Source organism: Haliscomenobacter sp., from assembly GCF_965225875.1.
In the GTDB taxonomy this organism is placed as follows: domain Bacteria; phylum Bacteroidota; class Bacteroidia; order Chitinophagales; family Saprospiraceae; genus Haliscomenobacter.
Map to the genome: position 1 here is coordinate 3501613 of NZ_CBDDBS010000002.1, position 14265 is coordinate 3515877.

Genomic DNA, 14265 nt, shown 5'->3' on the forward strand with positions numbered 1-14265 from the left:
ATGCGCTTGAATATCTACTCCACACTTCCTGTTGCCAATCTAAAAACTGCATTGGTATCAAGCTTTATGCTTTTTGTAACAGCAACTACTTTAATGGCTAATCCCCGTTTACATTCGGATGTGGATAGCATCAAAATCGAGCCGTCTGTTCAAGCGAAATCAAGCTTTGTTTACGATAATCCCGTTTTCACCTGTATCACTGAAAATGGAAGTTTTGAATCTGGCCAATCCCCCTGGGCAGTCACCGCAGGGTCGGGTAGCGTCGGTACGGGTTTTGCGGTGGATGGTACCTACAACTTCTTCCTGCAGTATACCGGGGGCAGTTATGCGCAGGTAGAACAGCAGGTGGACTATATTGTGCCTGGTGCCTCCTATACCTTGAGCTTTGCGGCGGGTACCCACCAACCCTCTTTCAGCCACTACATGCGTTTCGAGTTTTACAATGCCTCGGGGGGGCTCATCAGTGGCACCAACTCTGGAGAGATCAACTTTGATGTAGACAATGCTCCTGGCCTGCAAGGTTATACCTTAACAGCAACTGCTCCAGCTGGTACTTCCTACCTAAAAGTAATCGGCCGGGCAACTGGAGATTATTTGAAACTGGATGCTGTATGTTTGGCTGGCCCCCAAGCATGTACAGGGTCAATCACGGGATTGGTTTTTGAAAACATTGTAGGTGGAGCTGATTTATCCTTTAGCAATGGAGGAACTTATGCATTGAAAAACTTGATCGATAAATACCTGATTGCGGCAAATGTAAGCGGCAATGTTGAAAGTGTAGTTTTTACTGTTTCTGGCGCACAGTCAGCTTCCAATACTGAAAATACCGCTCCTTTTAATTATCCGGGAACCTCTACCACTCCTTGGGTACCCAGCGACGGTACCTACACCATTAATGTAAAAGCGTATTCTCAGGATGGAGGCACCGGGATTCTTTGTGACGAAAAAACCTACACCTTTACTGTGGATGGTTGCAATAAGACAACCTACACGGTAACTCAACCGACTTGTTCCAACCCCAAAGGAACTTTAAACGTTGCCAATTTTAGCAACGTACCCAATGTAGAAGTTTCTATCTCGGCCAATAACGATTGTAATAACTCGTCGGCTACCTGGAATACCGTCGCCTACAACGCCTCCAACTATACGGCTCAGGTGACCAACTTGTCTCCTGGTACTTATTGCTTTTGTGTAACGGGGTATGACGCGGCCGGGAATGTAATTTGTGATTATTCCCGCAGTTTTACCATCAATAGTGCGCCTGCCGGCCCATCAGTGAGTGTCACCGCTACCAACAACACCGTTTGTAGTGGCAGCAGTACAACTTTGACTGCTACAGCTACTGGTGGAAGCGGCTATACTTATTTATGGTCAACTGGAGCGACAACCTCCAGCATTACGGTTGCGCCAACCGCCCATATCACTTATACCGTTACGGTAACCAGTGGTGCTTGTTCAACGACTGCCTCCAAAGCAATCGCAGTGAATCCTAAACCTACCCTGGAATGTGAAGCCAGAGTGAATGGGGTATGGCAGACTTTGCCAACTTGCGCGGTAGCAGTTTGTCCTGGCAATGATCTGATGCTGAGCGTCAATCCTCAGGTGAGTACCGTTACCTGGACAGGGCCTGGTGGATTTACAGCATCAGGAAATGATGCCTTGATCACAACCAGTTACACTGCCGCCAAAGCAGGTAATTACGTGGCCACCCTGACAGACGCCAATGGCTGTGTCAACACGGCAACCATCACGGTAAGCACCTCATCCGGTCCAACCCTGCAAGCCCGCTGGAACATCAACCACGGTACCTGGACCATTGGCAACAGCATCAGTGTTTGTAAAGGCACCAAAATTGTATTCAGTGGTAATCCTACACCAACTGGCGGCACCTATGCCTGGAGTGGCCCGGCTGGATTTAGCTCTACTGATGCAGAACCTTTCATCGTTAACATCCAACCTGCTCAGGCGGGTACCTATACCTTGGTATATACTAAAGATGGATGTTCATCAACCATCAGCTTTACCGTAGTGGTCGGTGAAGTAATCGTCAACGCAGGTGCAGACGCTACCAATTGTTTGGGCTCATCTGTTAACTTGACCGGAAGTGCTACAGGAGGCTTTCCTCCATACACCTACCTCTGGAGCACTGGAGCGACGACGTCTACAACTTCGGTTAGCCCGACTGTGGCTACAACCTATACGCTGACGGTTACGGACAGCAAAGGCTGTTTTGACACCGACGATGTGGTGGTTACTGTAAACCCCAAACCAACTGCCAATGCAGGTGCGGATAAACAAATCTGTACAGGAAGCAGCACAACCATTACGGGTGGCGCTTCGGGTGGAACCGCACCTTATACATATGCCTGGAGCTCGGGCTCGTCTACGACCAGTGCAACGGTTAACCCCACCACTACAACGACCTACACTTTAACGGTTACTGATAGCAAGGGCTGTACCGCAACGGATCAGGTAGTGGTTAAAGTGGACAATACCACAATTACCCTAACAGGACAAAGCACTTTCAGTATTTGCCCCAATCAATCGATTACCCTCTCGGCAACGACCAATGCAACCAATCCTCCCTATACTGCGATTGAATTTGTAAGGTTTGATACGCGTCAAACCAATCCATATACAGCTGTTGCGGCTTACACCTGGATGGGCGAGTTTGCGCTGCCAGCTACCAGCGGATCAATCACTACCAGTGATTTTCCCGCAGGCGCTACTGCAAAAACTTATTACGTTTATGCTTGTGTTAAACCCAACCCACAAACTGGGTTCTGTCAGCCATTTATTGAATACGTAGTTACCGTTAATCCTAACCCAACGGCTAACATTACCGGAACAACGACCATCTGCTCCGGGCAAAGCACAACCCTTACTGCTACAGGAGGTGGTACTTACCTCTGGAGCAATAATTCTACAACCAATACCATTACAGTAAACCCCACCGTCAATACAACTTATACGGTAACCGTAACCGGAGCAGGTACAACCTGTACCGCCGTTGCTTCCAAAGCTGTTACGGTTAACCCAAAACCTAATGCCAACGCTGGAGCCGATCAGGTGATTTGTGCGGGTGCTACCGCTTCACTTACTGGAGTTGGTTCTGGCGGTAATTCTCCTTACACTTACAACTGGAGCAGTGGGGCCACTACAGCAAGTACTACGGTTAGCCCAACTGTAACCACCACTTATACCTTGACGGTTACAGACAATAAGGGTTGTACCAATACGGATCAGGCTGTCGTGACCGTGAATCCTAAGCCTACCATAACGGTTAGCAGTGTTGATTGTGCGAATAACCTTCAGACCTATTCCGTCAGCCTTACTACAACGGGTACTCAGGTCACCGCCACTGCAGGTACTGTGACCAACAATGGCAGTGGTTCATTTACCATCAGTGCCATTCCTTCCGGAACAAACATCACCATCACTTCCACCATAACTGCGACGGGTTGTAATTTGACTGCTTCAGTTACAGCGCCTTCTTGTCTGTGTCCTAACATCGATCCACCAGTGAGTGGTGGCAACAAAGTCATTTGTTCTGATCAAACTATCCCAGCATTGACAGTAACGGCTGGTACGTTGATTACTGCGGATTGGTATTCTGCTTCATCAGGTGGAACTTTATTACAATCTGGCTCTTTGAGCTATACCCCAACTGCGGCAGGCACTTATTATGCCGAAGCCAGACATACTATTACTGGTTGTAAAAGCAGTTCTCGCACCGCGATAACTTTGACCATCAACCCAAAACCAACCGCAGCCATTACCGGAGCTGATTTTGTATGCACTGGCCAAAGCATTACGCTCACTGCTACTGGGGGGGGGACCTACAACTGGAGTACCGGAGCAACCACTTCTTCGATCAGTGTCACCACTGCAAACACCTATAGTGTAACTGTTACCAGCAACGGTTGTACGGCTACAGCCAGCAAAACGGTTTCCGCTGGCGATCCCATCAATGCTGGCCTGACCAAGGATATGGACTGGACCTGTTACACTGGAGACATGCCTGCTACCTTGACCGCTACTCCGGTAGGTGCCAATTATACCTATGCCTGGAGCGCAGGTGCTATGCCTGTTTCTGGAACCAATACGGCTAAAGTAACCCTTGCGGGTCAATTCTTTGTTACCGTTACCAACACCATTACGGGCTGTTCAGGTGTAGCAAACGTTACGGTAATTGAGGATAAAACTGCCCCTTCCGCTTCTCTTTCTGCGAGCAGCGATATTTCTTGTGTGAATCCAACAGCGACTTTAACCGCATTGCCTGCTGGTTTGCAATACCAGTGGAGTGCCGGTGCCACCGCAATTGGCTCAACCAATCAGGCTACCGTAAATGCTCCAGGTAACTATACTGTAACCGTTACCAACCCTGCGAATGGTTGTTCAAATATTGCTACGACCAACGTCCAGTTGAGCAATTTGGGATCGATCACTGCAAGTATCTTAGGGGACAATAATATTTGTTTAGGTGAAAATACCCAGTTGACTGCTAGTGCAACCGGGTCAAGTTCGGCTTACACATATGCTTGGTCTACGGGTGCTACTACTGCCAGCATTACCGTTTCCCCAACTAGTACCCAAATTTACTCTGTGACGGTTACTTCTGGTGGCTGTTCGGATGCAGAGAGCATCACGGTTACGGTTAATCCTAAACCAACTGCCAATGCGGGTGCAGACCAGGAGATTTGTACAGGCGCTACCGCTTTATTAAGTGGCAGTGCATCCGGCGGTACAGCGCCTTATTCCTACAACTGGAGCAATGGTGCGACTACAGCCAGTACTTCGGCCAACCCAAGCAACACTACCACTTATACATTGACAGTTACTGATGGCAATGGTTGTACCCATACCGACCAGGTTGTGGTTACTGTGAATCCAAAGCCAACTGCCAACGCAGGTACGGACCAAGCAATTTGTGCAGGAAGCTCAGCTTCCTTGAGCGCCAGTGCTACAAGTGGTACTGCTCCATATACATACGCCTGGAGTAGTGGCGCAGCAACTGCAAGTACAAGTGTTAGCCCAGTGGCTACTACTACCTATACGGTTACTGTCACTGATAGCAAAGGTTGTACTGCTACAGATCAAGTAGTTGTAACTGTCAATCCAAGTCTTACTGCAAATGCTGGAACCGATCAGACGATCTGCCGTGGAACTTCTGCTTCCTTGAGTGCCAGTGTTATTGGTGGCACCGCTCCGTATACTTATGCCTGGAGCAATAGTGCTACAACTCAAAATACTTCTGTTTCCCCCACCACGACTACAACTTATACGGTAACCATCACGGATAGCAAAGGATGTTCCGGCACTGACCAGGTGGTGGTGACCGTTAATCCAAAACCAACCGCCAATGCAGGAGTAGACCAGGCCATTTGTAATGGTGCCACAGCTTCTTTGAGCGCAACGGCTACGTTAGGTACTGCACCTTATACTTATGTTTGGAGCAATGGTGCAAGTACAGCTGCTACAACAGTCAATCCAACTGTTACGACTACTTATACGGTGACAGTTACCGATAATAAGGGATGTGTGGATACTGATAATATGGTGGTTACCGTTAACCCTAAACCAAACGCATTTGCTGGTGCCGACCAGGCCATTTGTGCAGGTAGTTCGGCTATCTTAACTGCAAGTGGTACAGGTGGTACTGCTCCATATAGCTTCTCCTGGAGCAATAGCGCAACTACCGCTTCTACTACAGTTAGCCCAACAGTGGCTACCACTTATACAGTAACGGTGACCGATAGCAAAGGATGTACCGCAACCGATCAGGTAATAGTAAACATCAATCCTAACCTGAATGCCAACGCTGGCGTAGATCAGGAAATTTGTGCAGGAAATTCTACTTCTTTGACTGCTGGTGTAACGGGCGGAACTGCACCCTACACTTATTCCTGGACTGGCGGCGCAACTACTGCATCAACCTCTGTAACTCCAGCTTCAACGACTACCTATACCGTTACGATCACCGATAGCAAAGGTTGTACCGGAACAGATCAGGTGGTTGTAAAGGTTAACCCAAATCCAACTGCCAACGCAGGTGTAGATCAGGCCATTTGTGCCGGTAGCTCAGCAGATTTGGTTGCTAGCGGATCAGGTGGAACTGCTCCTTACACCTATGCCTGGAGCAGCGGTGCAACGACGGCCAATACTACCGTAAGCCCTGTAACCACTACTACTTATACTGTTACTGTAACCGACAGCAAAGGTTGTTTCCAGACCGACCAAGTCGTAGTAACCGTTAACCCAAGCCTCAATGCCGATGCTGGAACCGACCAAACCATTTGTGTTGGTGCTACAGCTAACTTGAGTGCAAGTGTTTCCGGTGGTACTGCACCTTACACTTATGTCTGGAGTACCAATGCCACGACTCAAAATATCTCCGTTTCTCCATCTGCCACAACTACTTACACTGTAACCATTACCGATAGCAAAGGATGTACTGGTACGGATCAGGTGGTGGTTACCGTTAATCCAAAGCCAAGTGCCAATGCAGGTACTGATCAAGCAATTTGTGCCGGAGCTTCAGCTTCGTTGAGCGCCAGTGCAACGGGTGGCACTGCCCCTTATACCTACGCCTGGAGCAGCGGAGCCAACACTGCCAGCACAAGTGTGAGCCCAGCCGTTACTACAACCTACACGGTGACAGTGACGGATAATAAAGGTTGTGTTGATACTGATAATATGGTAGTTACGGTTAATCCAAAACCAAGTGCCAATGCCGGTGTCGATCAGGCGATTTGTGCAGGTAGCTCTGCTACCCTCACTGCCACAGCTACTAGTGGTACCGCTCCATACAGTTATTCCTGGAGCAATGGTGCAACTACCGCTACCACTTCGGTGAGCCCAGCCGCGGCTACAACATATACGGTTACCGTAACCGATAGCAAAGGTTGTACTGGAACCGACAATGTCGTAGTGAACATCAACCCTAACTTGAATGCCAATGCTGGTACAGACCAGGAAATATGTGTAGGAACATCTGCAACTTTGAGCGCTGGTGTAAGTGGCGGCACTGCGCCCTATTCCTATTCCTGGAGCAGCGGTGCAACTACTGCATCTACTTCAGTAAGCCCAGCTTCGAATACAACTTATACCGTTACGATCACCGACAGCAAGGGCTGTACCGGAACGGATCAGGTAGTTGTTTCAGTTAATCCAAAACCAATTGCCAATGCCGGTGCCGATCAAGCGATTTGTGCCGGAACTTCGGCCAGCTTGAGCGCCAGTGCAACCAGTGGCACGGCTCCTTATACTTATGCCTGGAGCAGCGGTGCCAATACGGCTAATACCTCGGTAAGTCCTGCAACCACCACAACTTATACCGTTACTGTTACCGACAGCAAAGGTTGTAGCCACACCGATCAGGTCGTTGTAACCGTGAACCCGAATCCAATTGCTGATGCCGGTGCTGATCGTGCGATTTGTGCAGGAAGCAGCACCAACTTGTTGGTTAGTACTACTTCAGGTACTTTCCCCTATACTTATCTTTGGTCCAATGGCGCCACTACGGCTACCACTTCTGTTTCCCCAGGCAATACCACTACTTATGCAGTTACGGTAACGGACAGCAAAGGTTGTGTTGACGTTGATCAGGTGGTGGTAACGGTTAATCCAAACCCAGTTGCCAATGCTGGTGTAGATCAGGCGATTTGTGCTGGAAGCTCAGCGACTTTGATTGCAAGTGCTACCAATGGCACTGGACCATACAGCTATTCCTGGAGTAGTGGTGCCAATACGGCCAGCACTACAGTTAGCCCAGGCGTGGCTACTACATATACCGTGACAGTAACCGACAGCAAAGGTTGTACCGGAACTGACCAGGTAGTTGTCTCCATCAATCCAAACCTGAATGCGAATGCCGGAGCCGATCAAGCGATCTGTGCAGGTACTTCTGCTTCCTTGAGTGCGGGTGTATCAGGTGGCACAGCTCCTTACACCTACAACTGGAGCAACGGTGCTACTACTGCATCTACTTCAGTAAGCCCTGCAAATACAACTACCTATACGGTTACGATCACCGACAGCAAAGGCTGTACGGGAGTTGATCAGGTTGTGGTTACGGTGAACCCGAACCCAACAGCCAACGCCGGAGTGGATCAAGCGATTTGTGCAGGTACTTCCGCCTCTTTGAGCGCAAGCGCCTCTGGAGGCACTGCTCCATTTACTTATGCCTGGAGCAGCGGTGCCAATACAGCGAATACTTCGGTAAACCCTGCAACGACCACAACTTACACCGTGACCGTAACGGATAGCAAAGGTTGTACCAGTGTTGATCAGGTTGTGGTGACGGTGAACCCAAATCCAACCGCCAATGCCGGAACAGATCAAGCGATTTGTGCCGGTACCTCGGCTTCCTTGAGTGCAAGTGCTACCGGAGGAACTGCTCCATTTACTTATGTCTGGAGCAGCGGAGCCAATACCGCCAATACTTCAGTAAGCCCTGCAACAACGACAACTTATACCGTTACCGTTACCGACAGCAAAGGCTGTACCAGTATTGATCAGGTGGTAGTGACCGTTAACCCAACACCAACTGCCAATGCCGGTGCTGATCAGACGATTTGTGCAGGTACTTCTGCTTCTTTGAGCGCAAATACAACGGGTGGCACTGCTCCTTATACTTATGCTTGGAGCAATGGTGCTGCTACGGCGAATACTTCGGTAAGTCCAGTAACTACTACTACTTACACAGTTACCGTTACCGATAGCAAAGGTTGTACCGATACCGACGTGATGGTCGTGAGCGTTAACCCAACCCCAACTGCCAATGCCGGTGCTGACCAAGCCATTTGCGCAAGTACATCTGCATCTTTGAGTGCAAGCGCAACCGGAGGCACCGCACCATATACCTATGCCTGGAGCAGCGGAGCCAATACCGCCAACACTTCGGTAAGTCCAGTAACAACGACAACTTATACGGTTACTGTTACCGACAGCAAAGGCTGTACCAGTGTTGATCAGGTGGTGGTTACAGTTAATCCAAATCCAGTTGCCAACGCCGGTGCCGATCAAGCCATCTGCGCCGGAACTTCTGCCAGCTTGATTGCCAGCGCAACCAATGGTACTGCTCCTTACACCTATATCTGGAGCAATGGCGCAACGACCGCCAGCACTTCAGTGAACCCGGCTGGAGTTACAACTTACACCGTTACTGTTACGGATAGCAAAGGTTGTACCAGCACGGATCAGGTGGTAATCAGCATCAATCCAAATTTGAATGTCAACGCTGGTGCCGATCAAACCATTTGCCAGGGCATTTCAGTTACCTTGAATGCAAATGTGACTGGTGGCACAGTACCATATACTTTCACCTGGAGCAGTGGTGCCAATACGGCTTCCACTTCGGTTAGCCCAGGCGCTACAACTACCTATAGTGTTACCGTTACCGACAGCAAAGGTTGTACCGGAACCGACCAGGTAGTAGTAACGGTAAACCCAACACCAACCGCAAATGCAGGTACCGACCAGGCGATTTGTGCCGGATCAAGTGCTACTTTGGGTGCAAGTGCAACGGGTGGTACTCCATCTTACACCTACTTGTGGAGCAATGGTGCAACTACAGCTAGCACTTCAGTAAGCCCAGCGGGTACTACAACTTACACCGTTACTGTAACCGACAGCAAGGGTTGTACCGATACTGATGAGGTGGTTGTAACTGTTAATCCAAAACCAATTGCCGATGCAGGTGCCGACCAGGCAGTGTGTGTAGGCGCAAGTGCCAACCTGAGCGCCAGTGCCAGCAGCGGCATGGCTCCTTATACTTACAACTGGAGCAACGGTGCAACTACTGCCAGCACCACAGTTAGCCCTACAAATACAACTACCTACACCGTTACTGTTACCGACAGCAAAGGTTGTGTAGGAACAGATGTAGTTGTAGTAACTGTGAATCCAAAACCAATTGTTGACTTGGGAGCCGATGCAGCCATTTGTGCAGGTGATAGCAAATCACTTTCTGCCCTGGTTACCTCTGGTACCTTCCCATATACTTATGCTTGGAGCAATAGTGCAACCTCCGCAAACATCTCAGTAAGCCCTGCTTCTACAACGACCTATTCCGTTACCGTTACCGATAGCAAAGGATGTACCGGAGTTGATCAGGTAGTTGTGACGGTAAACCCACTGCCTGTTGCCAATGCAGGTTTAGATCAAGCGATTTGTGTAGGCAGCAGCGCCAACTTGAGTGCAAGCGCCTCCAGCGGCATGGCTCCCTACACCTATGCCTGGAGCAATGGTGCCAATACCGCAGCTACTTCGGTGAGCCCAAGTGCCACCACAACTTATACCGTTACAGTGACGGATAGCAAAGGTTGTACCGATGTTGATCAGGTGGTGGTAACGGTTAATCCAAATCCAGTAGCCAATGCTGGCGCCGACAAAGAAACTTGTGTTGGCGGATCGGTTTCCTTGAGCGTGAATGCTACTGGCGGTATGCTGCCATACACTTACCTCTGGAGCAACAGTGCCACTACGGCTTCTACTTCAGTGAGCCCATCCAACACAACCACCTACACAGTAACTGTTACTGATAGCAAAGGTTGTATTGGTACGGACCAGGTAGTAGTAACGGTTAATCCAAAACCAAATGCCAATGCAGGTGTTGACCAAACCATTTGTGTGGGTAGCAGCGCAACTTTGGGCGCAAGTGCCACTAGCGGAACTGCACCTTATACTTACCTCTGGAGCAACGGTGCCACTACTGCTTCTACTTCAGTGAGCCCAAGCAATACAACTACCTACACTGTGACGGTAACGGATAGTAAAGGCTGTACAGGTACTGATGCAATGGTTGTAACCGTGAATCCAAAGCCAAGCGTGGATTTGGGCGCTGATAAAACCATTTGCCAGGGACTTTCAACTACGCTTACTGCAGCAGTGAGCGGTGGTCAGGCTCCTTATACCTACATCTGGAACAATGGTGCTACCACTGCAAGTACTACAGTTAATCCATCGAATACCTTTACCTATATCGTAACCGTGACCGATGCGCGCGGTTGTAGCAATACAGATCAAGTTACCGTCAATGTTAACCCAGCACCAGTAGCCAACGCAGGCCCCGATCTCACAGGCTGCGAAGGCACTACTTTTGCCATCAACGGGAAAGCCAACGGCGGTACCACACCTTATACTTTTGCCTGGTCAAACGGCGCAACAACTGCTAACATCAGCGTCAATCCGGTGATTTCTACCACCTACACTTTGACGGTAACGGATGCCAATGGTTGTGTGCACAGCGATCAGATGAACATCACCGTTTATCCAAAACCAAAGGCCAACGCCGGCAACGACCAGGCCATTTGTTATGGCACTTCAGCAACCTTGGTAGCTACTGCCAATAACGGTGAGTTACCTTATAGCTTCTTGTGGTCAACTGGTGCAACAACTGCCAGCACTACCGTCAACCCATTGAGCACCACTACTTATTCTGTAACAGTGACCGACAACAAGGGCTGTTCAGATGTAGATCAAATGGTGGTAGTTGTGAACCCATTACCAATCGCTGATCTGGGTGCAGACAAGGCCATTTGCCAAAATCAAAACACCACCATCAGCGCCGCAGTAAGCAGCGGAACCGCACCATTTACTTATCAGTGGAGCAACAATGCAACCACTGCTTCCATCACCGTTGCCCCAACCTCAACTACAACTTACACCGTTACGGTAACGGATTCCAAAGGTTGTAGCGATGTTGACGATGTGGTCATTACCGTCAATCCGCTGCCAAATGCTGATGCAGGAGCAGATCGGGTTGTTTGTGCCGGAACGAGTACAACTTTGACCGCAACGGGTGGTGTGGCCTTCAACTGGTCCACTGGTGCTACTACGGGTACCATCACTGTGACTCCAGTAACCACTACAACTTACACCGTGACAGTAACCGACATCAATGGCTGCCAGGCTACGGATCAGGTGGTAGTAACGGTTAACCCGATTCCAAGTGTGAATGCTGGCGCTGACCAGATCGTTTGTTCAGGTGAAAGTGCAACCTTGGCTGCAACTGCCAATGGTGGTACACCTGCTTACAGCTTCTTCTGGTCAACTGGACAAAACTCTTCCAGCATTTCTGTAACGCCAACCACCACTACCACTTACACCGTGACGGTTAGTGATAGCAAAGGTTGTGAAGCAATCGACCAGGTTCGGGTAGGTGTCAATCCTAAACCTGCCGCCAATGCAGGCCCAGATCAGGCCAACTGTGCAGGCACCAACTTTACCCTGAATGGAAAAGTAACTGGTGGCACCGCACCTTATACTTACGCATGGAGCAATGGCGCAACTACCGCAGACATTACGGTAGCACCCGCGTCTACCATTACTTATACATTGACTGTTACCGATGCAAATGGTTGCAAAGGGATCGACGAAGCAGTTGTTACGGTTTACAAAAATCCAGCTGCCAATGCTGGCCCCGATCAAGCCATTTGTTTCGGCCAGCCTGCCATTTTGAATGCAACTGCCAACGACGGTTTGCCCCCCTATTCTTTTGCCTGGAATACTGGGGTGACTACCGCAAGTTTGACTGTAAACCCAAGCTCAAACACCACTTACACCGTGACCATCACGGATAACCGTGGTTGTTTTGGTGTGGATCAAACGGTGATCACGGTTAACCCACTCCCAGTGGCCAATGCAGGTGCCGATCAGGCCATCTGTTTGGGTCAAATTGCCAATTTGATTGCCAGCGGTAGTGCAGGAACTCCTGGCTATACCTACGCCTGGAGCAACGGCACAACTACGGCCAACATGAGTGTTAGCCCAGTGGCTACAACTACTTATACCGTTACGGTTACGGACAGCAAAGGTTGTACCGCTATCGATCAGGTGGTCGTTACGGTTAACCCTGTTCCAACCGCCAACGCAGGTGCTGACCAAATCATTTGTGCTGGTCTGAGCGCTAATTTGAGTGCTACTGCTGCTGCTGGAACACCAGGATACACTTACCTCTGGTCAAATGGCGCAACGACTGCATCGACCAGTGTAAGTCCTGTGGCGACTACCACTTACACCGTTACCGTTACCGATAGCAAAGGTTGTACTGCAATTGACCAAGTGGTTGTGACAGTGAATCCAACCCCAATTGCCAGCGCGGGCCCAGATCAAGCCATTTGTGAGGGTTCAAGCGCCACTCTGTTGGCCAGTGCTACTGGTGGTTCTGCTCCTTACACTTTCAACTGGTCAAATGGTGCTACGACTGCATCGACCAGTGTTAGCCCAGTGGCGACTACCACTTATACTGTTACTGTTACCGACAGCAAAGGTTGTATCAGCATCGACCAAATGGTGCTGACTGTCAATCCAAATCCAGTTGCTGACGCTGGTGCCGATCAGGCCATCTGTATCAATGCTGCCGCTACCCTTAGCGCCTCTGCAACGGGTGGTATGGCTCCATACACTTACAAATGGTCAACCGGTGCAACGACTGCATCAACCAGTGTTAGCCCAACGGCGACTACTACTTATACCGTTACTGTAACGGATAGCAAAGGTTGTACCGACATTGATCAGGTGGTTGTTACAGTCAATCCAAAACCAACGGTTGACCTGAACCTCGCTGCCAACGCCCCTGCCGAAATTTGTGTAGGTGGTTCTACCAGCATGGTTGTATCCGTTTCTGGCGGTACTGCTCCTTACAGCTTTGCCTGGAGCAATGGTTTGCCAAACCAAGCCAACCAAACTGTTAGCCCAACAGCGACTACTACCTATACTGTAACGGTTACCGACAATAACGGCTGTTCCAATAGTGACAACCTCACCATTATTGTTAACCCATTGCCAATTGGCAATGCAGGGGTAGATCAAACGATCTGTGCAGGTGCTACTGCTACCTTTACTGCTACAGCAACAGGTGGTACTGCTCCTTATACTTATGCCTGGAGCAATGGCGCAACCACCGCTAGCACCAGTGTTAGCCCAGGTGCAACAACTACCTACTCTGTGACGGTGACCGATGCCAAAGGTTGCCAGGATGCGGATGATCTGGTGTTGACGGTTAATCCAAATCCAACCCTGACCATCACCAAGGTTGAGTGTGCGCCAAACTTGTTGACATACAGCGTGTTCATTACCACCAATGGTACCCAGGTAAGCTCAAGCGCAGGAACCGTAACCAACACAGGTGCGGGTACTTACACGGTGAGCGGCATCACAGCTGGTGTAAACATCAACATTACTTCTACTTTCACTGCTACCAATTGTAAGACGGATGCACCGGTAACTGCACCAAACTGTGCTTGTCCTACCGTCAATGCT

1 protein-coding gene (only partly in view) is annotated in these 14265 nt (G+C 49.6%); it reads left to right on the plus strand.

Annotated elements, in window-relative coordinates; genetic code table 11:
* On the plus strand, positions 1-14265 hold the start of the coding sequence (locus tag ACO08K_RS16665) for an SdrD B-like domain-containing protein (RefSeq protein ID WP_421797541.1). Its footprint extends 18126 nt past the window's final position; the window shows 14265 of its 32391 coding nt (coding positions 1-14265); the start codon lies at positions 1-3; its stop codon lies beyond the right edge, outside the window.